The sequence below is a fragment of the Candidatus Ozemobacteraceae bacterium genome (assembly GCA_035373905.1).
GTDB lineage: Bacteria > Muiribacteriota > Ozemobacteria > Ozemobacterales > Ozemobacteraceae > MWAR01.
The window spans coordinates 90052-115578 of sequence record DAOSOK010000013.1; the positions used below are offsets into that span (position 1 = coordinate 90052).

Genomic DNA, 25527 nt, shown 5'->3' on the forward strand with positions numbered 1-25527 from the left:
TCCCGTCGTATCTCGATCATTCAGCTACATTCATCAATAATCAAATATATCAGGAGGAATTTGAAATGGCTTTCAATCTGACCCCTCTCAACGACCGCATCATCGTGAAACCCCGCGAGGCCCTGGAAAAGACCAAGGGTGGCGTCATCCTTCCCGAGACCGCTTCCAAAGAGAAGCCGATGGAAGGCACCGTCATCGCCGTCGGCCCCGGCAAGGTCTCCGACAACGGCACCCGCGTGGCTCCCGAGGTCAAGAAGGATCAGCGCGTGATTTTCGCCAAGTATTCCGGCACCGAGATCAAGATCGACGACGACACCTATCTGATCCTGCGCGAAGAGGACATTCTTGCGATCATCAACTGATCGTCCGTCATCTCACCCGCATAAGTATTATATAAGGAGATATTGATAATGCCAGCCAAGCAACTCAAATACTGGGAAGAAGCCCGCCGCTCGCTCGAGCACGGCGTCGACATCGTCGCCAATGCCGTTCGCGCCACCCTCGGTCCGAAGGGGTGTTACGCCATCCTCGACAAGAAGTTCGGCAGCCCCACCGTCACCAATGACGGCGTGACCATCGCCAAAGAAATCGAGGTCGAGGACAAGTTCGAGAACATGGGCGCCCAGCTCGTGAAGGAAGTCGCCAGCAAGACCAACGACGTGGCCGGCGACGGCACCACCACCGCCACCGTCCTCGCCCAGGCCATCGTGCATGAGGGCTTCAAGAACGTGGCCGCCGGCGCCAACCCCAGCTTCGTGAAGCGCGGCATCGAGCGCGCCGTCCACGCCGTCGTCGATGAGATCAAGACCCTCTCCAAGAAGGTCGACGACAACAAGGACAGCGTCGCCCAGGTCGCCACGATCTCGGCCCGCGACCCCGAGATCGGCAAGGTCATCGCCGAGGCGATGGACAAAGTCGGCAAAGACGGCGTCATCACCGTCGAGGAAGCCAAGAGCTTCGACACCACTCTCGAGTTCGTCGACGGCATGGAATTCGACAAGGGCTATGTGAGCCCCTACATGGTCAACGACCAGGAGCGCATGGAAGCCGTTCTCGAGAACCCCTACATCCTGATCACCGAGTCGAAGATCAACAACATCAAGGACATCCTGCCCCTGCTCGAGAAGATCGTCCAGGTCAACAAGCCCCTGCTGATCATCGCCGAGGACGTCGAGGGCGAAGCCCTTGCCACGCTCGTCGTGAACAAGCTCCGCGGCACCTTCAACTGCGTCGCCGTGAAGGCTCCCGGCTTCGGCGATCGCCGCAAGGCCATGCTCGAAGACATCGCGATCCTCACCAACGGCAAGAAGATCGCCGAAGACATCGGCATGAAGCTTGAGAAAGCCACGATCGACATGCTCGGCCAGGCCAAGAAGGTCGTCGTCAGCAAGGAAAAGACCACGATCGTCGAAGGCGCCGGCAAGCCCGCCGACATCAAGGCCCGCATCGCGCAGATCCGCGCCGAGATCGACCAGAGCACCAGCAGCTATGACAAAGAAAAGCTGCAGGAGCGCCTGGCCAAGCTCAGCGGCGGCGTCGCCGTCATCAAGGTCGGTGCCGCGACCGAGACCGAGATGAAAGAACGCAAGACCCGCGTCGAAGACGCTCTCTCCGCGACCCGCGCGGCCGTCGAGGAAGGCGTCGTCGCCGGCGGCGGCGTGACGTATCTCAACGCCCTCCCCGCTCTCACCAAGCTGAAGGCCGAAGGCGACGAGAAGATCGGCGTCGACATCGTCCGCCGCGCCCTCTACGCCCCGATCCGGTTCATCCTCACCAACGCCGGCCTCGAAGCCTCCGTCATCATCGAGAAGATTCTCGAGAAGAAGAACAACGGCTACGGCTTCGACGTCGTGAAGAACGATTACACCGACATGTTCAAGGCCGGCGTCATCGATCCGGCGAAGGTCACCCGCTCGGCCCTGCAGAACGCCTCCTCGATCGCTTCGATCCTGCTCACCACCGAAGTGCTCGTGGCCGAACTGCCCGAGAAGAAGTCCAACGCCCCCGCCGCCCCCGGCATGGACATGGACTACTGATCCGCTCAGCACTGAAACGGCCCTCCCCGGCGCTCTCACGGCCGGGGGGGGCTTTCCTGAACCAGGGAGACGCAGTATCGATGGGTGATCCACGGAGGCAGGCAGAGACGTTCGAGCGTCTCGCCCCTGATTTGAACGACCGCCAGCGCAGGGTCCTCAAGGAGGTCTGCGACGCCTTCATCAACACCGGCATCCCGGTCGGCTCCCGCACCATTTCTCGCTTCAGCAGCCTGTCATGCTCCCCGGCCACGATCCGGAACGAGATGGCCGACCTCGAGTCGATGGGCTATCTGTTCTCGCCGCACACGTCCGCCGGCCGCATTCCCACGGAAAAAGGGTACCGTTTTTACGTCAACTTCCTGCTCGAATACGATCGCCTCGGCCAGATCGAGAACGCCGTCATGGCCCTTCTCGACAGCCGCATCCAAAGCCGATCCCGTGAGCAGGAGGTCCTGCGCACCGCCATCAAGGTCGCGTGCGAGCAGACGGGCCTGCCGGGCCTCGTCCTCGCCCCCTGCAAATCGGGAAACGCGGTGCGCAACCTGCAGATCGTGCGCGTCCTCGAGACGACCGCCATGCTGGTCATGGTCGACGAGTGCGGCCACATCACCGACCACCTGGTGACGATTCCCGCCGAGACGACGGACGAAGAGCTCCAGAAACTGGCGTTGCATCTTCGCGCCGAACTCACGGAAAACCGGATCACCGACGCCGAGGCCGAGTTCCTGCGGCGCTCGAAGGATCTGCTGACCCGGCACAACCACCTGATCGCGCAGCTCACCGAGCGCGTCCGGACGGCCATTTCCAACCCTGCCTCCGACGCGATTTTCCTCGAGGGATTCGTCAACTGCTTCGACAAGCCCGAGTTCAGCGATCCCGAGAAGATGCGCAAGATGATCGGGCTTCTCGACCGAAAGGAACAACTTCTTCATCTCATGGCGCGAAGCCTTGAAAGCGGAGACGATATCATGGTAAATATCGGCTCCGACTCCGGTCTTGCGGTAACCGATCTGTCGGTGGTCACCGCGCGGTATCGCGGCCCGAACCAGTCGTTCGGCCGTATCGGCCTGATAGGGCCGCTGCGCATGGATTACGCCCGCGTCGTCGCCACGCTCGGCAACATCTCGCGGGCATTGAGCGATCTCCTGCTCTCGGCGCTTCCGACCCCGGGAAGCCGCTCCGGGAGCGACAGTTAGTGTGGCAAGCATTCTTCCAGAAAGCGAGACGATCATGACAGCCGAAGTGAACAAGACACAGCAGGCCCCCGAGGCTGCGCCGTCGCCCGCTCCGGAACAGGCCGCGAGCGAAAACGCCGCGCAACCGGCCGCAGGCACCAACGCAACCCAGGCTGAAGCCCCCCAGGGCGAGACCCCGCAGGCCGAAGCGGCCCGGCCCGAGGATCCCCTCGAAACCCTCAAAAAGGAAGTCGACGGCATCAAGAAGGAACTGGCCGAAACGAAGAACCGGTATCATCGCGCCCTGGCTGATTACGACAACCTCAAGCGCCGGACCGACCAGAAGCTGCTCGAGATGTCGGAATACGGCTCTGAGGCGTTCGTGAAGAAGCTTCTGCCCGTGCTCGACACGTTCGAGTCAGCCATGCGCCAGCTGACCGACGCGAAGGTCGAGGCCAAGATCATGGACGGCTTCGAGATGCTCTTCTTCCAGTTCAACGACGTGCTCGAAAAGGAAGGGCTCAAGCCGATCCCGGCGAAGGGGCAGAAGTTCGACCCGAACCTGCATGAAGCCATGTCGAAGAGCACCGATCCGAACCAGGACGACGAGGTCGTCCTGATGGAGTATGAAAAGGGCTACATGTTCAAGAAACGCGTCATGAGAACGGCGAAAGTCGTCATCAACCACAAATAACCGAGTTTATTATATCCTTTCACATACAGCGCCGCGGCGAGGCCGCACGCAACCAGACAGGAGGAACAATACATGTCACGGGTCATCGGAATCGATCTTGGAACGTCGAACTCGGCTGCGGCCGTCATCGAGGGCGGCAAGCCCGTCATCATCCCGAGCGCTGAGGGCGTGTCGATCGGCGGAAAGGCGTTTCCGAGCTACGTCGCCTTCACGAAGGACGGGCAGCGCCTGATCGGCGAACCGGCCCGCCGCCAGGCGGCCACGAACCCGGACCGCACCATCCACGCGATCAAGCGCAAGATGGGCACGAGCCACAAGGTCAAGATCGACGACAAGCAGTACACGCCGCAGGAGATCTCGGCGATGATCCTGCAGAAGATCAAGCGCGACGCCGAGGCGTTCCTGAACGACAAGGTCACCGGCGCCGTCATCACGGTTCCGGCCTACTTCGACGACGCCCAGCGCCAGGCCACCAAGGACGCCGGCGCGATCGCGGGCATCGAGGTCAAGCGCATCATCAACGAACCGACGGCCGCGGCCCTCGCCTACGGCCTTGACAAGCAGGGTGAACGCAAGATCCTGGTGTTCGACCTGGGCGGCGGCACGCTCGACGTCACGATCCTCGAACTCGGCAACGGCGTCTTCGAAGTTCTCTCGACGAACGGCGACACCCAGCTGGGCGGCACCGACATGGACAAATCGCTGTTGGATTATATCGTCAGCGATTTCAAGGCAAAGGAAGGGATCGACCTCTCCGGCGACTCGATGGCGATGACCCGCCTGCGCGAGGCGGCCGAAAAGGCCAAGATCGAGCTTTCCACCACCTCGACCTCCGACATCAACCTGCCTTTCATCACCGCGACGGCGGCCGGCCCCAAGCACCTGCTGATGACCCTCACCCGGTCGAAGCTCGAGGAGCTGATCGACCCGATCATCGAGCGGTGCAAGCCCCCGATCGACAATGCCCTGCGCGATGCGGGCCTCAAGCGCACCGACATCAACCACATCATCATGGTCGGCGGCCCGACCCGCATGCCGATCGTCCAGAAGCTTCTCAAGGACCACTTCGGCAAGGATCCCGAGCGCGGCGTCGACCCGATGGAGTGCGTCGCGATGGGCGCGGCGATCCAGGCCGGCATCCTGCAGGGCGAAGTGAAGGACGTCCTCCTGCTCGACGTCACCCCGCTGTCGCTCGGCATCGAGACCCTCGGCGGCGTCATGACGGTCCTCATCCCCCGCAACACGACGATCCCGACCAAGAAGAGCCAGGTGTTCTCGACCGCGAGCGACAACCAGCCGGCCGTCTCGGTCCACGTCCTCCAGGGCGAGCGCTCGATGTCGGCAGACAACAAGACGCTGGGCCGCTTCGACCTGGTCGGCATTCCGGCGGCCCCGCGCGGCGTTCCCCAGATCGAGGTCACGTTCGATATCGATGCGAATGGCATCGTGAACGTTTCGGCGAAGGACATGGCCACGGGCAAGCAGCAGGCGATCACGATCACCAGTTCGTCCGGCCTCAGCAAGGACCAGATCGACCGCATGGTGAAGGAAGCCGAGCAGTGCGCCCAGCAGGACGCGAAGCAGAAGGAAAAGATCGAGGCGAAGAACCAGGGCGAAAGCCTCGTCTACCAGACCGAAAAGAACCTCCGCGAGCTCGGCGACAAGGTCCCCGCCGACCTCAAGGGCCAGATCGAATCGAAGAGCGCCGAACTGAAGAAGGCGCTCGAGGGCGACGATATCGAAGACATCAAGAAAAAGACCGACGAGCTGATGCAGGTCGCCCACAAGGTCGCCGAGATGGTCTACAAGGAAGCGGCCGAGAAGCAGCAGGCGCAGGAAGCCGCTCAACCGGGTGCCCAGGCCGCCGGCGGAACACATCCCGAGGGTTCGAAGAAGGAAGACGATAACGTCGTCGACGCCGAATTCAAGAAAGCAGAATGAGTTGACGACACGCGGGGCGGGCCGCCAGGGTCCGCTCCGCATGGCCGCCGCGATTCCAGGAGACACAGATGGCCAAGCGTGACTACTACGAGGTTCTCGGCGTCGCGAAAAACGCCGATGAGGCCGAACTGAAGCGGGCCTACCGCACCCTTGCCCGCAAATACCATCCCGACGTGAACCCGGCGAAAGAGGCCGCGGAACAGTTCAAGGAAATAAACGAGGCCTACCAGATCCTCAGCGATCCGAAGAAGCGCAGCGCCTACGACCAGTTCGGCCACCAGGGGCTCGAAGGGGCCGGCTTCAACCCAGCCGACTTCCAGGGGTTCGGAAATTTCGGCGATATATTTGGCGATATATTGTCAGACTTCTTCGGCGGCGCGAGTCACAAGGCCGGCCCCCGCCGCGGCGCCGACCTGCGATATGACCTCGAGATCACCTTCGAGGAGGCCGTGTTCGGCTGCGAGAAGAAGATCACGGTCCAGCGCTCGGCAAACTGCACCCAGTGCGGCGGCTCCGGCGCCCAGACCGGAAGCAGCCGGAAGGTTTGCCCGGTCTGCCGCGGCAAAGGCACGATCTCCCTCGCCCAGGGTTTCTTCTCGATCCAACGCACCTGTCACCAGTGCCAGGGCGAGGGTGAGATCATCGACAAGCCCTGCAATACCTGCCACGGCCAGCGTCGCGTCAAGCACAGCGAAAGCCTCGACGTGAAGATTCCGCCCGGCGTCGAGACGGGCAGCAAACTGAAGCTCACGGGCGAAGGCGAAGCCGGTGACAAGGGCGGTCCTCCGGGCAGCCTGTACATCGTCCTGACGGTCGGCAGGCACGAACTGTTCGAACGTGTCGGTGACGATATCGTCTGCGAGCGCAACATCAGCTTCCCACTCGCGGCTCTCGGCGGGGAAGTCGATGTTCCGACCCTCCAGGGCCCGGTCAAGATCAAGATCCCGACCGGCACCCAGACCGGCAAGGTGTTCCGGCTCCGCGGCTACGGCGTGAAGTCACTCCAGGGCGGCCAGGGAGACCAGCTCGTGAAGATCTTCGTCCGCACACCGACCGATCTGAGCGAAAAGGCGAAAGACCTCCTCAAACAGCTCGCGGCCGAGGACGGCGACGCCGATTCCAAGCTCGGCGAGGGCGGCAAGTCCTTCTTCGACAAGGTGAAGCAGGCCCTCGGAGGCCATTGAACGGGCCGGATTTTTCTGTCATGTTCCGTAGGGGCGGGTTTCAAACCCGCCCCTACGCTGCATTCAAGGTGTTGTATAATGAAAGAGGAACGTTCAATGTCGAATGGGGGGTTTGTCATGCGGTGCATCACTTTCGGCCTTTCGAGGCGCATTTTCAGGGTGATTCCCCACGCCCTCCTCCTGGCGGGTCTTCTTGCCCCCGCGTTCTGCGAGACTCCGGCGGCGAATGATGCGGTCCCGACCGTTTCCCAGGACTCCGGCAAGGCCGAGGACCTTCTGAAAAACCTCCATACGCTCTCGCGGATGAATCTCGAGCAGACCGAAACCATGCTCGAGATCTACCGGAAAAGCTTCGCCGCCGATTCGCGTTCCCCCGACACGCGCATCGTGTTATCGGCTCTCCTTCTTCGCAAGGCGAACCTTCTCAAGGCAGCCCCCTTCCCCGATGTCGAGGCATGCTTCATGGAAGCGGCAGACGTGATGCCCGATTCGTTCGACGTTCAGTATCAATGGGGCCAGGCGCTGTTCGCCCGCGGAAATTTCGAGGCCGCCGTTCCGAAGCTGGAAGCCGCGGTCGCTCAGCGTCCCGAGCATCTCGACACGATCATGAAGCTCGGCATCTCGCAGCTGAAAATGATGAAATACGAGGAGGCACAGGCCCTCTTCGAGCGCGCCCAGAAACAGATCCCCAAGGATTATCTCCTCCTGTATTTCCTCGGACGCTGCGCCTACGAACTGAAGGACTACGACAAGGCGGTCGAGTATTGGGAAGAGGCTCTCAAGCACATTCCCAACCAGGAGGAAGGCGCGGCGCTCCGCACCATGATCGGAAAAGCGCGCGAGCAGTCGGCCTCGATCGCGGGAACGACGACGGACGAGAACCAGCGGTTCGTGATCCATTACGCCGGCTCCTCCCAGAAGGATATCGGCGACGTGACGATGGAGGTCCTCGAGGACGTCTACGACCAGGTGACATCCGACCTGATGTATAAACCTGACATTAAAATCAACGTCATCTTCTTCCTGACCGAGGAGTTCTACGAGATCAACAACTCCGGCCGCTGGGTCGGGGCCCTCGCCCAGGGCGAGAAGATCCTCGTTCCTCTTCAGCAGGGCTATTCCGACCTCCAGTCCGTGAAGGGCATTCTCGCCCACGAGTTCACGCACGTGATCGTGAACATGCGCACCAACAACCGGTGCCCGACCTGGGTCAACGAGGGGCTCGCGGTCTACGAGGAGTTCAAGTTCGCGAACGGCGATCCGACGGTGCTTCGCCCTGATTATGAGCGGCTGTTCCAGTCGAAGATCATCGGCGAGAAGCATTTCATCCCGCTCAAGGAGATCAATCTCAATCCCGCCCAGCAGACCTACGGCTACCAGATCGGCCTCGGGTATCTCCAGTCGTATCTCGCCATGAGGTTCCTGATCGAGCGCTGGGGCTGGCAGGCCGTCGATGCTCTTCTGAACTCAATCGGCAAAGGCGACTGGCTCGACGACTCGTTGAACGAGGCGGCAGGCATGGAATTCTCCGAATTTCAGAAGGAACTGAACGACTGGATGCTGGGCCTCTGATGCCCCTTTTCGATGACCTCGACCATCAACTTCTATGATGTTGCCGGCGCCATCGGAGTGGCTGCTTGGCTGTCGTATTCAACGTCGGGTTTCATTCGCAGTTCGGTGCCGCGGGAATCGGCTCTCGGGGCTTCGATATCTGCGCTCATCCTGGGTGTTCTCGGGGCCAGGCTTTTTTCAGGTTTCCTGGCTCTGGGCAGGCTGCCGACCCTGTCGGAGCTGCTGCATTTCGAGCGAGGCGGGTTCGCGTTTCACGGTTTCGTGCTGGGCGTCGTGATCGGAATTGCCGCAGCCGCCCAGGTGGTTCGCGCGAGGCTCCCCGAACTGCTCGATGCTGCCGCTCCGGCGATGGCCCTGGCAACTGCCTGCTGGAGAACGGGCTGCTTTTTCAACGGCTGCTGCTGGGGAATCATCACCTATTCGCGATTCGATCTTCCCCTTCCGGGCCATCACTCCCCTCCAACGATCGGCCTTCCCCTCCCTCTTTTCGAAGCATGCTTTCTCATCTCCGTTTTCCTGGCTCTGCATGCTCTGACGAAGCGTCAATTTCTCCCGAAAGGATGCATAGCAGCGCTCTATCTTTCATTCCACGCCGCATATCGGGTTGCAGCCGATGTCTGGCGCCCGGATTATTCGAACGTTTTCTATGGCATTTCCGTTTTTCTGTTGATATTCGGAGGTCTCTGGCTCCTCAAATTGCGAGGACAGGCACGGCTTAACAAACGCCAGCGCTAACACACCCTTGTTTCCCACCGCACTCTGAAAATTCTTGCCGATACGCACTGATTGATTTCCACCCTATTGACTTCCCCGAAGAATGTAGAATATAATACTTGTCTGACTATTTCCGTCATCGTTATATATTCTAAGGAATTTAATGAAGCAAATCGGTAGTTATCTGGTAGATGCAGCTCTCATCACGCATGAGCAGTTGCAACGAGGGCTTGCTGTCAGCGAGAAGCAGAAGATCAGGCTCGGCGCAGCCCTCATCGACATGGGCTTCATAACCGAAGACGATCTTCAGACGGCGCTGTCGAGTCAGTTCGGAATACCTAGAATCGACGCCGACGAACTGGTCGTCGATCCGACGGTTCTTCACGAGATTCCGGCCCAGCTTGCCCGACAACTCAACGTGATTCCCCTGCACATCAAATCGGGGGCGCTCGTGGTCGCGACATCGGATCCTCTCAACATCAGCATTCTTGCTGACCTCGAAAGCAAGATCAAGCGGCGCATCGTGTTGGTCATAGCCTCCACCCACCAGATCAAACACGCCATTTCCCGCTACTACGCCGGTCGGGAGAGACTCGACGAGAGCATCAATCAGGTTCAGCTCATCGAAAACGAAACGTCAATCGACGAATTGGAAGCGGCCGATGCACAGATTCAAAGTGCCCCGATCGTGAAGTTCGTGAATCAGATCCTCCAGGGGGCGGTTAGAGAGCATGCTTCTGATATTCATGTCGAGCGCGACAATCTCGAGTTTCATATCCGGTATCGCATCGATGGCATGCTGAAAACGATGTTCCGACCCAAGCAGCATCTCCATCAGCTGATCGTATCGCGCATCAAGGTGATGGCACGACTTGACGTCAGCGAACATCGGATTCCCCAGGATGGTCGGATCATGATGACGATGGATAACCAGCCAGTCGACTTTCGCGTGGCTATCTGTCCGTGCATTGACGGTGAGAATGCCGTCATCAGGGTTCTGAATCGTGACAATCAAGCCATGGATCTCACCCATCTTGGTTTCAGCCCGGCCGGTCTGGAAAAACTTGAATCACTCATCTCGCGCAATTTCGGGTTGGTTCTCATTGCCGGACAAACCGGCTCCGGAAAAACGACGACGCTGTATGCGATTCTGCAAAAGCTGAATGAAGAGCGGAAGAAGATCATCACCCTCGAAGATCCCGTTGAAAAGAGACTTCCGCTGCTCAATCAGATTCAGATCAATCCCAAAGTCGATCTCACGTTTGCAACCGGCCTTCGCTCCATCCTCCGAATGGATCCGGACATCATTCTCATCGGCGAGATCCGGGACGGCGAAACCGCCAATCTCGCGGTGAATGCCGCGATGACGGGCCACCTGGTCTTTTCGACGATTCACTGCGGCATCGCCGCCGAAGTGCCCGTGCGCCTGACCGAGATCGGCGTCGAACCGTATCTCGCCGCGAACGTCCTCCTCGGCACCATCGCCCAGCGTCTCGTACGCTTGAACTGCCCGAATTGTCTCGTCGAAGAAGAGCTGTCAGAGCAGATTCGCAAGCGCTTCGACCCCGACTTCCAGAGCTACCGGGGAAAAGGCTGCGCCGCGTGTGCCGGCATCGGATATCGCGGTCGGGGCTGTATCGAGGAAGTGATGCCGGTAACCGACGAGATCAGGAAATTGATGCTTGCCCGTGCGACAACCCGTCAACTCGAGGAACAGGCCGTCAAAAACGGAATGGTTCCGTTGCTGGAATCGGGCATTTCCAAAATTCGTCATAAGCAAACCAGCTTCATGGAGCTGGCCAGAGTCCTTTGACGCGCTTCCACGCGCCCCAGGGCTGATTATCAGGAGAACCAATGGCTATATACGAGTTTCAGGCAAAAGACAGCGAAGGCAAGACCGTCAGCGGAACACTTACTTCGAGCGATGATTCCGCCGCCATGGCCGAACTCACGTCACGAGGGCTGTGGGTCGCCTCGCTTGTCGAAACGTCGAGCGCCACCTCCCTCAGTTCCGAGATTCGATTGTTCTCGTTCGTTTCCGCGGAAACGCTCAATACATTTCTTCTGCAACTTTCGATCATGATCAAGTGCGGCGTGAGCCTTGCCGAAGCCCTGCAATCGCTGGAACAAACCGAAACCAGCACGGTATTCAAGCAGGCGCTTTCGGACGTCAGGCTCGATGTGGCCGCCGGCAAATCATTTTCGGAAGCCCTTTCCCGGCATCCGGAAATCTTCGACAGATTCATGATTGCCATGGTCCGAATCGGTGAAACTGGTGGCGTTCTCGAAGAGGTTCTCGCCAAACTGGCATCGACGAGCAAGCGTCGCCTTTCCCTGAGAAACCAGATCCTGGGATCGCTTGCCTATCCCATGCTCCTTCTCTGCGTCGCGACGCTGGTCGTCACGGTCCTGGTCGTTTTCGCCGTCCCCAAGTTCGCCGTATTGTTCGAGTCCGCGAAAGTCGAGCTTCCCGTCACGACCAGGGCCCTTATCGCCGGAAGCAAGCTGATCGAGGAACACATCAGATTGGTCGGCGGGCTGTTCGCCGCCGCCGTCGTCGGCGGCATTCTGACGCTGTTCAATTCGACCGTTCAATGTCACCTCGGGGAAGCAGCCATGCTTCTCCCCGTTCTGAGGCAGGTCGTGCAGAAATACCATGTGGTGTTGATTTCCGAGCCGCTTTCCATGCTGCTTGCCGCCGGAGTTCCGTTGCGCGAACTTCTGATAGCAATCGAGAACACGATCGAGATGACGACCCCCAAATCAGTCGTGATCAAGATGCGTGAGCACATCGAACGGGGAGCAAGCCTCCAGCAAGCGCTCGAACAAAATCCGATCTTTCCTCCGATGGCCGTCAAGCTCGTGGAGACCGGCGAACGCACCGGAGCTCTCGACAAAATGTTCAAGGAAATCGCCGAGTTCTATGACGATCAGCTGCAGACAGCCATGAAATCGGCTCTCAGCCTTCTCGAACCGCTCTTGATCCTCGGCGTTGCCGTCATCGTCGGTTTCATCATGCTATCCGTCTTCGTGCCCATCTACCAGATGAGCTTCATGATCAAAAAGGCCTGATATGAAGCGAACCGGGCCTTCAGGCTTTTCCCTATGGGAGCTTCTGCTCACCTGTGCCGTTGCGATCGTTGCGGCTCCCCTCGTCCTACCGCTCTTCTTCGTGGATTCGCATGCGGCATCAGACGAAACCGCCAGTCGGATCATCCTCGGAGCCATACAGCAAACACGCAGTGCCGGCCTTGCAGGCAGGGTCGTCGGAGGGCGAATTTCGTTTACCAGCGCGACGTCGACGTTTACGATGCAGTCCGACCAGCAGGCTCTTCCGTCCGGTTATGTGATCAAATCGATATCTCTCGACGGCACTCAGATTTCGGCCATAGAGGCCGGGTTCGATCCGCTCGGAAACATCTCTTTCACCCCATACGGGAACCAAGCGGTCCTGACGCTCGCAAGAGCCGACGGCACAGAAATCCGGACGATCACCCTCGAAGGCAAAGGAATCCCAATTCCGCAACCGACTGCCGGAACTGCCGAAACCGGCGGTTCTTCGGGCGGCGGCGGCGGACGAGGGTGCAGATGGTTGTGAAATCATTTTCCAGAGGGTTTTCTCTTGCCGAGATCCTCGTGGCGATCCCCTTAGTCGCGGTGATCTCCATGAGCCTCGCCTACTTCGGTTCAATCTACTCGTTTTCCAATTCTCAGACCATCGGCAGGTTCCGCTGTCAGATCGCCGTTCACAATCTCCTGACGCTGGTCCAGGCGGCAAGCGATACCGCCGCCCTGACCGTCGTGAGCCGCCATATTCAGGGGGGCGGCACCGCAGGCCCGCTTCTGACCTCATCACCCGCCCATCCTGACGGCTCCTCGGCACTCACGGTGTCTTCGAGCGTTTCCTCAGTGACCGGATACGGCATGACGTTCGGCGGATCTCCCGCCATGCCGTTTCATGTCGCCGTAACCGATGAGACAACCGGAGCGCGCTCTGAAATCATCACCTATGTCACAACCCACTGATGTCATGAACAAACGATATGCACGCATAGGATTCACGTTGATGGAGCTCCTTTCCGTCATCGCCCTTTCCACCATTTTTGCCGGGATATCTCTCGGCCCCCTCATGATGCAGTTTTCGCTCGTTTTCGAAAGCAACGCACGCGTCGCCGAAGTCAATCGTCTGATGGAAGCGGCTCTTCTCGTTTCGCGCACAATCACCCAGAGTCGTGCCTTTGCATCGAGTTTCGCCTTCACCGGAGACGAGAATCTCACCTGGACCGATGAGACGGGCCAGGTCCATACCATCCTCGAACAGGTGACGGGCTCGATAACGACCGATGCATCGAATGACCAAACCGTCGTCATACGCCTCGAAGGCAAGAGAATTCCCGGCGGAGCGACCGTCCGCATGCTTGCCTATCCGTTGAGATGACCCTCCCCACGAAGCCCGGAGAACCTATGAGAGAACGAACACCTTCGATATCGTGCAACCGAGGATACATTCTTGCCGCAATCCTGTTTCTCATTCTCGTTTCAGCGTCGATAGCGCCGCTTCTGCTGCATGACGCGCAAACCATTCCGAAACGCCCCCAGACATTCGAAGAGATGTTTCGCATCCATTGGGCGCTCGAAGGGGCAAATCAGTGGCAGTTGCACGAAGCGAACATAAACGTCGTCGAACCCTTCTGCGGCTTCGTGAACTCCGTTGCGACATTTTCCTATCCTGATGGTTTCAAGGTTCGCGTCGATCTTCTCGAAGGTCGAACGATGCTTGCCAGAAACAGATTTCTCAAGGCTTCTGCCAAGGCATATCACGGGAATGTCGCCGCCGATTATGATTTCAGCCGGTTGTCATCCGCGCCTGCGGCCATTCCCGGCGTGACCGCAGGGGGTGCTCACAGTTTCGGCTGGAAAGCGAACGGCTCTCTCCTTGCCTGGGGACTGAATACGAATGGCCGGCTTGGCACGAACGACACCGCCCAGCGCGCGACCCCGACTCCTGTGAACAAGGGCGATTGTTTGGACGTCGGAACCGATTTCAGCCAGGGGTGGAACGTCGCGGCGGGTGGAGACCACAGCCTCGTGCTCGACATGCACGGAAATGCGTGGGCGTTCGGAAACAACGCCTACGGGCAGCTTGGCTCCGGGAACACCACGGCGTATTATGCTCCGCATGCCGTCACGAACGGGTCCGACCACCTTTCAAACGTGAGCGACATCGCCGCCGGCACCTCGTTCAGTCTCGCGATCATCCGTCCGAACGGTAATGTTCTAGCCTGGGGACTGAATTCGAATGGACAACTGGGCAACACATATCCGAAACCCTGGCTAGGAACCCCCTCGAATTCCTCCGTTCCGGTGACCGTTCGAACCTCGCAAAGCAGCATCATCGGGATCGTCGGCATTGCCGCGGGTCGTGAACACGCTCTGGCGATCGATAAAACAGGCCATATTTACGCTTGGGGGAACAACGCCAACGGTCAGATCGGATTTGACGCGGGTAACTACTCGCCTTTTGCCGTTACGGTCAATAGCGGCGAAATATCCGAGATCGCTTCTTCTCCTTTCACGACCACCGCAAGGACGAATCCCGGAACGACGCAGGTCTATATCCCGTCGAGATTCGGCATATCCAGCATAACGGTGGAACTGAACGTCGCGATACCGTGGAATTTGTGGGGCGTTTCTTCGTATGCGAAATTTCAGCATCTGAGCATTTCCACCTACTCCGTCAACGTCATCTTCAGTTCATACACGAATCCATCGTCAAACCGGTATATTTGGAAATTCGATCAGATCGAGTCGGAGACGACATACGAATTTCAATATCCGGGAACATACACCCTGACGGTTCAAGCGCCGAGTTCCTGGCTCAGCACCTCGGCATCGAACGCGAATGGAAAATGGTTCTACACCTCTTCCCCCGCCAAGATCGGCGTTCATACGCTGCGCGGCTATCCCAAACTTCCGACGGCTTACATCGGCGTTGCTGCCGGAGATTATCACTCGATCGCCGTCGCAAGCGAATCGAACACGACGTCGCTTCTGGCATGGGGGCTGAATTCGAGCGGGCAACTCGGACTCGGCGATACCGTTTCTCGCGATCGCCCGGTTCCCGTTCCAAACTGTTCGAACGTCCGACGGGTCGTTTGCGGTGCCTACCATACCCTCGCGTTGAAGAATGACGGAACGGTCTGGGCATGGGGAGACAATTCGTACGGACAGCTCGGGATCGGCTCGACGGTGTCCAAATCCGTCCCGACGCGAATTACGTCTCTCACCGACATCGTCGGAATCGCGGCCGGCTCGTATCATTCCCTCGCGATTTCCGCGAATGGAACCGTGTATTCATGGGGCCGCGGCGACAACGGCAGACTCGGAACCGGCGCCGTCAGCGGCAATCAAACTTCACCGGCGATCGTTACGGGTTTTCCGTAACCTGCCGATAGGCGAACAGTTCTTCTTGCCATTCTCAGGCAGTTCGTATAATAATCGATATTTCTCCATTGTGCCGCTGATGTCACATCCTGAAGCCGGAGGTATATGATGACCGCTCGCACGTATCAGAAACCGGGCTTTGTCGAAATCGAATCATCCTATGCCCGGCTTGTCCGTCACGAAACCCAGGGATGGGCATGCAAGACCATCCCGCTGGTAGGCGATTCCCCCTGGCCGCTCCTCAAAACCGAGATGCAATCGTTTTTTCCCGGCGGATCGCAGCTGGTGTTCGTTTTTCAGGAGCGATGCGGAATACGGATGTTTCATTTCCCATCGACCTTGTCACCAACCGAAATTCTTGGAAATCTCCGCCTTCGGCGAGATGAATACTTCGGTTCTCGAGAAGAGTATCTGCTTTCCCTTCGGATGGGCAATCCGGTCGACGGCAAGAATCGGGAAGTCTATGTCACGTTCGTTCCCCGATCCCTGAGTGACTCAGCCCAGGAACTCTGCGCCAGCCTGGGCTATTCCCTCCAACGCATCGTAACCGGCTTCGATGCGCTGCTCGGAGCCACGGCCCGCCAGCTCGGCCGCAACAACCCCGAAACCGTCGTCATCGCGAGTCTCGGATATTCGCAGGTGAATCTGGCTGCATGGCGCGGCGGAGAACTCATCATGGTCCGGTCGCTCCTTACCGGTTCCATCAAAGAACTCGAAAACGCCGTGTTCTCCGCATTTTCGATCACCCCGCCCGATCTCATGAGAATCCTGTCGGAATCGCTGGAAGTCCCCCCGGCCGTCAAGAATTCGATCGCCGATAACCGACAGGAGATCATGACGCACATCGGAACGCTTTTCGCCGAACTTCGAGGCCGAAAGCTCCTCTCCGAGAACCCGACCCTGTTCCTTTGCCAGCCGGTCGTCGCGGAGCCTCAACTTGCGTCCATGTTGTCCGAAAGATTCTCGGCACGAGTCATCGAGCTGAACGGCATCATGCAAGATGAAACGGCCGTCGGCGAGGATTTTCCCAGGTGGAGCTGGCTCTTGGGCGGCGTCATGCCGGCGGCCATCAACGTGCTTCCCCCGCGCACCCGGAGGGAACGTCTTCTGGCGGCATCTCCCCGGCTCGCCTTTTTCGCCATGATCGTGATGTGCATCGCCCCGTTCATTCTCATGAGATCGTTGAAATCAAATATCGCCCTGGAAAACGCTCTGCTCATCGAACAGAATCAGGCTTTCAACCAGATCGTCGAACTCAATCGGTCCAACCAGGAGTTGTATGCCGGTGTCGAGACGATAGCCAGCGGAGTAACCGCCGACATTTCCCGGCGCGGCCAGACAACCACGCTCATTCGATATCTTTCCGAAAGCCTGCCCGCCTTAACACGGCTCGAAAAGCTGGAAATATTGAACAAAGAAGGCAAAGTGACCATTTCCGGGAAATCCGTGGACACGGAATCCTCTCTTCGGTATCTCGATGCCGTGAAAGCGTCACCGTTCCTCGAAAAGGTGGAAATCTCCTTCGACTCGCCGGGCGGAACGACCGTTTCCTTCTCCATCACCGGTCTGCTCACCAAGAAGGGATGACATTTCAATGTTTGAGCGAATATTGCGGTATCTGGTCATCATCGGGCTTTTGTTCCTGCCGTGGCGCTATTCTCTGCTCGCGGAACTTTCACAGCTCAAGGCAGGCCGTCAGCAAAACGTCGATACGACCGCCACGATACGCCATCTCGCGGACGGACGCGGCGAGGTCATGAAAAAAGCCCTCGAACTGCAACGCCAGCAACTCAAGGCACGGCAGAGGGCGCTTTCCTTCATTCTCCCCCCGTTTTCCCAAGCCCGCGCGAACCTCATGGCGTCATTCGATACGGTGCGTTCGCAAATTCCCGGCGAATGGGAAGTCGTTCCCGAGGGGAAGTTCCATTCGGAAGGAATGCATGTCGTCTGGCCGTTCCGGTTCAAATATATCGGCACCTATGCGAATGCGGTCAAGGCGCTCGCCGCGATGGAGACGGCCCCCCAGTTGCTGCGCCTCACCAGGACGACCGTGACCGGGGCCGGAAGCAGCGTCATCGTCGAAGGGAACGTCGAGATGGTGTATCTTGATGACACCGCGTCAGGGGGGGTGAGCCTGTGAACGACACGCTGAAATTCGCCGTCGTGGCTTCGACGGTATCCCTGGTTCTGTTCGGATTGAATGTCTACCACATCCTCTTCGGGAACCTCACTCCCCGCATGAGCGATATCGCCAACATCCAGATCGCCTTCGTCCAGACCATCGTCTCCCCGTCCGCGTCGAAGTTGATCGAGTCTCTCCACGAAACGCTGAAACCGTTCACTCCCTTCTTTTACGAGAACATGAAGCTGTACGGCATGCGCCGTTCCGGAAACGCCGAATGGACCGCGCTGTTCGCGGGAGAGTCGGAAAACGTCATCGCGCTGAAACCGGGCTCCTCATACGAGGGGGTCACGGTCGTCAGAACGGATGAACGATCCTGTCATGTGACATACGGCACCGTCGAACGCGATTTTTCCTTATAACGATAATAATATATTTACCCACACACCACGGGAGCATCGATGATATGAACCGGTTCAAACCAAGCAGGATCGTGTCGGCCACCGCCGTCGGTTGTCTGTTGCTGGCCTCCAGCCATCTGTTGAAGGCCGCATCCGGGAATGATTCTCAAAAACCAGAAACGCCGCCGGCGCTTTCCGCTCTCACGTCCGCTCAGAAACAGGCCGTCCCGTCGGGCTCCCTCTCGATGGTCATTCGCGGGATGCCGACCGAGCAGGCGCTGGAGCAGGTTGCAGCGAATTTCGGTCTTCAACTCCAGCCGCAGGTCGAATTGCCCGGGGCCGTCAACCTCGAGTTCGACGGCGCCGGCCTCGACCAGGCAATGAGCGAGATCGTCGGTCCGCTGAACCTCGACTGGATGGTTGAAAACGGCCGTCTGCACGTCTTTCAACCCCGCCAGCCCTGGACGCACGTGAGCGACGCCGCGAACGGCGCCCCGTCCATGGCGGCCATTCCGCTCGTGAAGCCGGAAGAGCCTGTCTCGAGCCGCATCGTCGTCCTGAAAAAGCGAAAGGCCGAAGACATTCAGAAGCTCATCAAGGATCTGAGCACCGGCATGAACATCGTCACCGACGCGCCTACGAACTCCCTCATCTGTCTGGGCACCGAGAAGCAACTCGCCGAAGCGGAGCAGCTCGCGAAGAGTCTCGACGAACTGCCTCCTTCCGCCCAGGGAGTCGCCTCCTCCCCGCTCGTGGCGAAAGTCGAGTTCATCACCGAGATCTTCAAACTCGACCATGTCGACTTCGACAGTCTCGAGAAAGAGCTGACGTCGGTGATTGCCCGCGAAACCTCAGGAACGGGGAGCTCAAATCAGCAAGCGGCGCTGACAAAAGACGGCAAGCCGATCGAGAAAGAGTATTTTCTCCTCGATCGGGAACGGCGCATCGTTCTCATCCATTCAACGCTGGAAAAAATTGCCAGTCTCAAAACCTATTTCACAACGATCAACCAGCCGCTCGCTCAGGTCATGATCGAAGCCCAGATCGTCGCGGTCGACACCGACTTCGAGAAGAACATGGGCATCAAATGGAACACCTCCGTCGGGTATACCGGCCCCGCCAATGCCTGGAGCACGGGGAAATTCGATCCCGTTCAACTTCCGCCCGCGAACTCCGTTCAATCACCGAACGCGGATACCTACCAGTCCTTCCAGTTCGGCAAGTGGAGCCTGAACAACCTCCAGGCACTTCTCGACACTGCCCAATCCCAGAACAAGGCGCAGGTTCTCTCGAGGCCGAAGATCATGTCGGTCACCGGGAAGAAGGCGAAGATCCAGATCGGCACGAAGATTCCCTACACCACCTCGACGACGCTCACCGACGGCGGGAATACAACCGAAAACGTGAATTTCGTCGACGTCGGCATCATTCTCGACGTCACGCCCATGATCCACACCGACAATCACACGGTTCGCATGACGGTGAAGCCCGAGGTTTCCGATGCGATCGCCTACGCGAAGAACGGCGCCCCGATCATCGCGACACGCCAGACGGAAGCCACCGTCGAGGTGAGGAACGGGGAAACGATGGTCATCGGCGGCCTCCTGACCAGCGAAAACGGCAAATCAACGACCGGTGTGCCGCTGCTCCGAGACGTTCCCGTTCTCGGCGAATTCTTCAAGTTTTCCAAGAGAACCAACAAGAAGACGAATCTCATGATTCTCATCACCACCCGCATCGTCGATACCGAATTCGAAGGCACCCTTTCACCCAGGCTCGCGACATCGATCAGCATGATGCACGGCAATCCCGCGGTCATCGCCTCTTCACCGATCGCAAGCCTCACGCTCCCCCTGAGCTTGAAGTCTGAAGGGTCGTCCAAACAGGCCCCATCCGAAAAGAAAGCCCCCATCGTGAAAGATCATCGGCTTTCCAACGTCGCCAAGGAATCAACCGCCCCCGCAGGAAACGAAAAAAAGCCCCAGCGATAGGCCGCACGTCTCAGAATGCAAAACGTCCGATGAACCTGGTTCATTTTACATTCTTGACTGAAATGACATCTTCGCTTATAATTCACACCTCGTCAGTTCTGTTCAAAACACTCACACACCGGAGGCCACCTTCAAATGATCCGTTCAAATCGTGGTTTTACCCTCATGGAACTCCTTCTCGTCATTGCCATTCTGGCAATCGTCGCCGCCGCCGCTGCCCCAAGTTTCTTCGGCGGCGCGACTGATGCGATGAAAGAAGCTCGGCGGGCTGCTTTCGTCTCTAATTTCAATAGCGTTCTTTCTGCCGCTAATATTTACCTTGCCAACGAGCAGGCAGCCGGAAGAGCAGGTGTAAAAGCTGGTACAGTTGTCTATTCGGCTCTTAAAGATAAAATGATTTCTGCACAAACGTTCAATGTGAAAAATTCTGCAGGAACGGTTGGCACCATTACAGCTCAAATCGTTCAGGCTGATGCCACCCTCAATACCTTCAAAGTATCTATGCATCAGTGCAAAGATAATGCCGGTACAGTTACCGGTAATGAAATTACCGATCCGGGAGTTACTTTCGATACATTCACTCCGTGAAGAAGTTTTGTTTTTTATAAACCGCCCGATCTCGGGCGGTTTTTTTATTATTACAAAATATTCCTGTTCAGTGGCGTTCCAATTGAGTTCAATTCATTCATCAGGGCATTCTGGTGAGTTGCCGAACGTTACGCACTTCGTTTAGAATTGAATCATGACAAAAAGCACCAGGCACGCAGCCCTGGCGGGGGGTCCGCCACCCAAACGCACGTGGCCGGCGGGCACCATGTTGGGGCCCGTTCCGGCGGTCATGGTTTCCTGCCAGGGGCGGGAAGGTCCTCCGAACATCATCACGGTGGCCTGGGCCGGCACGCTGTGCACGAACCCGCCGCTTCTGGGCATTGGCATCAGACCCGAACGACACTCGTTCAGGCTGATTTCCGAGACGGGCGAGTTCGTCGTCAACATGCCTTCGCGCTACGAGGCATTCGCGACCGACCTCTGCGGCGTCGTCTCGGGCCGCGACGGAGACAAGTTCGCGCGCGCCGGCCTGACGGCGGCGCCGGCGGAGCATGTAAAGGCCCCCATCATCGCCGAGTGCCCCATCAACATCGAGTGCCGCGTCAAGCAGACGCTTCCGCTCGGTTCGCACACGCTGTTCATCGCCGAAATCGTCGGGGTTCAGGTCACCCGGCGGCTGATTTCCGCCGAGAACCACCTCTCGATCGAGAAGGCCGGCCTTCTCGCCTTCGCGCACGGAACCTATTTCGAACTCGGCAAGGCCATCGGCAGTTTCGGCTTCAGCGTGAAAAAGAAATAAGAGCGGCATATACTATATCTATGACAATAGAACAAAACGGTCTCGAAGCACGCATCGTAGAGCTGGAGATGAAAGTTTCCTACCAGGACAAGACGATCGAAGATCTGAATGAGACCGTCACGAGCCTCCAGCGCGAGGTGCAGCAGCTCGATCGGCTCATCTCCCAAGTCAGGCAGAAGCTCTCCCCCTCGTCGATGACCGAGGCCGACATCAACATCGCCAATGAAAAGCCGCCCCACTATTGATTTCTCACCACCCAGACATCGATTTTCGCACGGCGGTCTTTGCCCGGAAGAAGAAATCTGGTAACGTGTGCCGACAGGGTACGATGCGTTCAATTCTACAAAAAGCGGTGGTCATCAATGACGGAAGTCACCTCCCAACCAGGCATGAAGCCGAAACCTCTGCTGTTCGTCATCTCGGGCCCGAGCGGTTCGGGCAAGGGAACGGCCCTCGATTTCATCGAACGTGAATTCGCCGATTCGATCGCCCGTTCGCCGACGTACACCACGCGGGCCCGCCGGAACGGCGAGCGCGACGGCAAGGATTACAACTACGTCAGCGATGCCCGGTTCCAGGAACTGGTGACGCAGAACGAGATCTTCGAGTTCACCCGCACCTACAACGACGAGCTGTACGGCTCGCCGCGCCGGCTCATCAATGCCGACGACGGCCACCACCTGCTGGTCGAACTTGATTTCAACGGGTTTCACCGGCTTCGTTCGATCTCACGCCGAAAGGTCATCGGCATTTTCATCATGCCACCTTCGATCGAAGAGCTGTCCAGGCGCATCCTCGCCCGCCAGCCCGAAACGAACCTCGACAAGCGGCTCCACCGGGTCAGCGAGCAGATCGCCCACGCCTGGTCCTACGACTACATCATCCTCAACCGCGACCGCGATGAATTCCTCCGCCGCGTGCGCTGCACCGTCGAAGCCGAACTGTTCCGCCTCGACGGCGTCGGTTTCCTGACCGAAAACTGGCACACCCTCGACGTCACGCTCCACAAAAACTGACAACTCTTTCACCACACGAAGGCACAAACCGGCCGCTCTTTTCCCGTTGGGGCGGTTCGCGAACCGCCCCTACATCGCAATGACAAGCCCCAGGCTGAACGTGCTGGTAAAAGGATTGCGGTTCTCCCCGCCTCAGCGCCTCTGCGGCGCCACCCCGCCCGGCCTGATCTCGGAAACATGACTGCCGTTTGACCGCCGGCGGGCGGGAATCTATAATTCCTCCATGCCCATACGCACGAGAGGAGATACCTACATGCCCGAAGCGTCGAATCGCGAACGCGATCTCGTCCTGGCGCCGAACGAGTTTGCCCTCATTTCAGACCAGACAAAGGGCCATATCGTCGTCTACGTCGGCCCCTGCAAGACAAGTCTTGCAAACACGGACCAGCCCGTCATCTTCAACGACCGTACCAAGCGGTTCGAGCGGTGCAATCTTGAGCAGTCGATCTCGATTTTCTCGACAGCCCCTGAAGGCTGGTATCTCAACCTCAAGAACCCGGCCAAAGACAGCCACCAGCCGCGCACGTTCGGCCCCAACAACCTTCCCGAGCTGAATATCGGCCGGAAGGTGAACATTCCGGGCCCGGTTTCGTTCTCTCTCTGGCCGGGTCAGATGGTCCGCATCATCCAGGGCCACCACCTGCGGTCAAACCAGTATCTCGTCGTCCGTGTCTACGACGAAGAAGCCGCGAAAGCGAACTGGAAGAAAGCGGTCATCAAACCCCAGACACCGGCCGGGACCGACAGCGTCACCCCGGGAACCATACCGTCCGCACCGCCGACACCACCCGATCCGAAGAGCGGCGCCGTCGATCCTGCATCCGACGTTCCCGAACTGACCATGGGAAAACAGCTGGTCATCAAGGGAACCGACGTCTCGTTCTACATTCCGCCGACGGGCATCGAGGTCGTTCGCGACGCCAGAAACACGTATGTCCGGGAAGCGGTCACGCTCGAGCGGCTGGAATACTGCATTCTCCTCGATGAAGACGGCAACAAGCGGTACATCCAGGGTCCGGCGGTCGTCTTCCCCCGCCCCACCGAGGCGTTCGTCGAGAAGAACGGTTCGCGCAAGTTCAAGGCGATCGAACTGAACGAGATCAGCGGTCTGTACATCAAGGTCATCGCCCCCTACAAAGGCGAGGACGGCGTCGAGCACAAGGTCGGCGAGGAGCTGTTCATCACCGGCAAAGACCAGATGATCTACTTCCCGCGCCCCGAGCATGCGATCATCAAATACGGCGAGCAGGAGATCCATTACGCGGTCGCCATTCCGGCCGGCGAGGGTCGCTACTTCCTCAACCGCAACACCGGCAAGGTCACGCTCAAGCGCGGCCCCTGCATGTTCCTTCCCGACCCCCGTCAGGAAGTGATCGTCCGCCGGATTCTCGAGCCGAAGCAGTGCGCCCTCTGGTTCCCCGGCAACCAGGAAGCCCTCGAATACAACGTGCGTCTCAAGAACATCGCCAAGGCCCAGCACGCCGACGCGTATCTCCCCGACGGGGAAGCCCGGACGAAACTTCCCTCGCCCGCCCCCGTCCCCCCCAGGCCCGGCATCCCCGTCGCTCCGGCCGCCGAGCCGCCGGCCGAGGGGCACGCCGGGGACGACTTCACCCGCAAGCGCGGCTTCACCCAGCCGCGAACGATAACGCTCGATACAAAATACGAAGGCGCCGTCGCCATCGACATCTGGACCGGCTATGCCGTCCTGGTCGTCGGCCGCGCGGGCGAGCGCAGGGTCATCGCGGGCCCGCAAACATATCTCCTCGAATATGACGAGGCGCTCGAAAGCCTCGAGCTCTCGACCGGAACGCCGAAGAGCGACGACAACAAGATCAAGACGGCGTATCTGCGCGTGCTTCACAACAAGGTTTCCGACGTCGTCGAAGCCGAGACGAACGATCTCTGCCGCGTCCGGCTCAAGCTGTCCTACCGGGTCAACTTCGAGGGCGACTCGAGCAAGTGGTTCAATGTCGAGAACTATGTGAAGTTCCTGACCGACCACATGCGCTCGCTCGTCCGGCACGCCGTGAAGCAGCACCGGATCGAGGAGTTCTACGCCACCGCCATCCGGATCATCCGCGACACGATCCTCGGCAGCGCCGGTTCCGACAGCAAGCGCGCGGGCCGCAGCTTCGCCGAGAACGGCATGCATATCTACGACGTCGAGGTGCTCGACGTGAAGATCGGCGACGAGGCGATCGAGAAGCTGCTGATCGACGCCCAGCACTCGGTCGTGAAACAGACGCTCGAGATCGCTTCCCAGAAACGCCAGCTCGATTTCACCCAGCAGAACGAGTCGATCCGCCAGCAGATCGCCGAGGCGCAGTCTCAGACGAAACAGCAGGAGTTCGGGCTGCTCACGCTCGAGGCCAAGTCCCAGCTCCTGCTGAACCTGGCGAAGATCGAATCGGAAACCGAGGCCCGGAAGCGCACGCTCGACGCGAAGCTCGCCGACCAGGCGACGCTGGGCAAGATCGACTCGTCAGAGCTTTCCCGCAAGAAGGAAGCGTACGATCTCGAGCTGGAAGTCACCCGGCGCAGGCTGGCGCTCAAGCTCGAAGAACTCAAGACCGAGACGGAGGCCGTCATCGGCAAGGCCGGCGCGGTATCGCCCAAGCTCATCGCCGCGATGCAGGCGTTCAGCGACAAGGCACTCGCGGAGCGCATGGCGCAGAGCATGGCCCCTCTCGCGATTCTCGGCGGCAGCAGCGTCGCCGATGTGTTCTCCCGGCTTCTGAAGGGAACGGTGCTCGAAGGCGTGCTCAAATCCGCATCGGATACGGAGCAGTAAGATGAAGAAACGAGATCTTTTTCCTCTCGCGTTGCTGTTCCTCGCATCCCTGTCAGTTCCTTCCGGACAGGCGCTGTCGGCCCCGACGTCACAGA

23 protein-coding genes are annotated in these 25527 nt (G+C 58.9%); 22 read left to right on the forward strand and 1 reads right to left on the reverse strand.

The genetic code is table 11. The features are described from left to right. The first annotated feature begins 65 nt into the window (after positions 1-65). The 7 genes from groES to PLU72_08270 all read left to right on the forward strand — a co-directional run bounded on the left by groES (position 66) and on the right by PLU72_08270 (position 8602). Positions 66-362, forward strand: coding sequence for a co-chaperone GroES (gene groES / locus PLU72_08240; GenBank protein HOT28166.1), 297 nt, complete (start codon positions 66-68; stop codon positions 360-362). Positions 363-410: 48 nt separating this feature from the next. Then, the gene (groL, locus tag PLU72_08245) at positions 411-2036 is read left to right on the forward strand and encodes a chaperonin GroEL (protein HOT28167.1); all 1626 of its coding nucleotides are present in this window, start codon (positions 411-413) and stop codon (positions 2034-2036) included. Between the two features lie 80 nt (positions 2037-2116). Then, on the forward strand, positions 2117-3232 hold the full coding sequence (hrcA, locus tag PLU72_08250) for a heat-inducible transcriptional repressor HrcA (GenBank protein ID HOT28168.1): 1116 nt from the start codon (positions 2117-2119) through the stop codon (positions 3230-3232). 1 nt (position 3233) lies between these two features. Then, on the forward strand, positions 3234-3905 hold the full coding sequence (locus PLU72_08255) for a nucleotide exchange factor GrpE (protein ID HOT28169.1): 672 nt from the start codon (positions 3234-3236) through the stop codon (positions 3903-3905). A gap of 72 nt (positions 3906-3977) precedes the next feature. After that, entirely contained in the window at positions 3978-5846 is a 1869-nt protein-coding gene (gene dnaK / locus PLU72_08260; protein HOT28170.1) for a molecular chaperone DnaK, read from the forward strand. A gap of 68 nt (positions 5847-5914) precedes the next feature. Continuing rightward, positions 5915-7030 (forward strand): molecular chaperone DnaJ, encoded by a 1116-nt coding sequence (gene dnaJ, locus PLU72_08265; GenBank protein HOT28171.1) that lies wholly within the window; start codon positions 5915-5917, stop codon positions 7028-7030. 117 nt (positions 7031-7147) lie between these two features. Continuing rightward, a complete protein-coding gene (locus PLU72_08270; GenBank protein HOT28172.1) occupies positions 7148-8602 on the forward strand; it encodes a tetratricopeptide repeat protein in 1455 nt (484 codons plus the stop codon). 177 nt (positions 8603-8779) lie between these two features. Here the strand turns inward: PLU72_08270 and PLU72_08275 are convergent, their stop codons facing one another. Then, positions 8780-9052: a hypothetical protein gene (locus PLU72_08275; GenBank protein HOT28173.1), complete on the reverse strand. Its 273-nt coding sequence runs from the start codon at positions 9050-9052 to the stop codon at positions 8780-8782. A 427-nt stretch (positions 9053-9479) separates the two neighbouring features. Here PLU72_08275 and PLU72_08280 point away from each other — a divergent pair, with 427 nt between their 5' ends. The 15 genes from PLU72_08280 (at position 9480) to PLU72_08350 (ending at position 25432) form a co-directional block, all read left to right on the forward strand. Next, the gene (locus tag PLU72_08280) at positions 9480-11129 is read left to right on the forward strand and encodes a GspE/PulE family protein (GenBank protein HOT28174.1); all 1650 of its coding nucleotides are present in this window, start codon (positions 9480-9482) and stop codon (positions 11127-11129) included. Positions 11130-11170: 41 nt separating this feature from the next. Continuing rightward, entirely contained in the window at positions 11171-12388 is a 1218-nt protein-coding gene (locus PLU72_08285; GenBank protein HOT28175.1) for a type II secretion system F family protein, read from the forward strand. Position 12389: 1 nt separating this feature from the next. Next, positions 12390-12914 carry a type II secretion system protein gene (locus tag PLU72_08290; GenBank protein HOT28176.1) on the forward strand — a complete coding sequence of 175 codons (525 nt, stop codon included), beginning with the start codon at positions 12390-12392 and terminating at the stop codon, positions 12912-12914. Beyond that, the gene (locus tag PLU72_08295; GenBank protein HOT28177.1) at positions 12905-13342 is read left to right on the forward strand and encodes a prepilin-type N-terminal cleavage/methylation domain-containing protein; all 438 of its coding nucleotides are present in this window, start codon (positions 12905-12907) and stop codon (positions 13340-13342) included. Before PLU72_08290 ends, PLU72_08295 begins: the two co-directional genes overlap by 10 nt. A gap of 40 nt (positions 13343-13382) precedes the next feature. After that, positions 13383-13754, forward strand: coding sequence for a hypothetical protein (locus PLU72_08300; GenBank protein ID HOT28178.1), 372 nt, complete (start codon positions 13383-13385; stop codon positions 13752-13754). Between the two features lie 26 nt (positions 13755-13780). Beyond that, the gene (locus tag PLU72_08305; GenBank protein HOT28179.1) at positions 13781-15760 is read left to right on the forward strand and encodes a hypothetical protein; all 1980 of its coding nucleotides are present in this window, start codon (positions 13781-13783) and stop codon (positions 15758-15760) included. A gap of 105 nt (positions 15761-15865) precedes the next feature. Continuing rightward, positions 15866-17347, forward strand: coding sequence for a hypothetical protein (locus tag PLU72_08310; protein ID HOT28180.1), 1482 nt, complete (start codon positions 15866-15868; stop codon positions 17345-17347). Between the two features lie 7 nt (positions 17348-17354). After that, complete coding sequence (locus tag PLU72_08315; GenBank protein HOT28181.1) at positions 17355-17900, forward strand: hypothetical protein; 546 nt, start codon at positions 17355-17357, stop codon at positions 17898-17900. Next, complete coding sequence (locus PLU72_08320; protein HOT28182.1) at positions 17897-18304, forward strand: hypothetical protein; 408 nt, start codon at positions 17897-17899, stop codon at positions 18302-18304. Before PLU72_08315 ends, PLU72_08320 begins: the two co-directional genes overlap by 4 nt. Positions 18305-18348: 44 nt before the next feature. Continuing rightward, complete coding sequence (locus PLU72_08325) at positions 18349-20274, forward strand: secretin N-terminal domain-containing protein (GenBank protein ID HOT28183.1); 1926 nt, start codon at positions 18349-18351, stop codon at positions 20272-20274. Positions 20275-20409: 135 nt separating this feature from the next. Continuing rightward, a complete protein-coding gene (locus tag PLU72_08330) occupies positions 20410-20862 on the forward strand; it encodes a prepilin-type N-terminal cleavage/methylation domain-containing protein (GenBank protein HOT28184.1) in 453 nt (150 codons plus the stop codon). Positions 20863-21088: 226 nt separating this feature from the next. Then, positions 21089-21622 carry a flavin reductase family protein gene (locus PLU72_08335; GenBank protein HOT28185.1) on the forward strand — a complete coding sequence of 178 codons (534 nt, stop codon included), beginning with the start codon at positions 21089-21091 and terminating at the stop codon, positions 21620-21622. A gap of 20 nt (positions 21623-21642) precedes the next feature. Then, complete coding sequence (locus PLU72_08340; GenBank protein ID HOT28186.1) at positions 21643-21867, forward strand: SlyX family protein; 225 nt, start codon at positions 21643-21645, stop codon at positions 21865-21867. A gap of 117 nt (positions 21868-21984) precedes the next feature. Continuing rightward, positions 21985-22638, forward strand: coding sequence for a guanylate kinase (locus PLU72_08345; GenBank protein HOT28187.1), 654 nt, complete (start codon positions 21985-21987; stop codon positions 22636-22638). A 253-nt stretch (positions 22639-22891) separates the two neighbouring features. Further along, positions 22892-25432, forward strand: a complete 2541-nt coding sequence (locus PLU72_08350; protein HOT28188.1) for a hypothetical protein — start codon at positions 22892-22894, stop codon at positions 25430-25432. Positions 25433-25527: the final 95 nt, after the last annotated feature.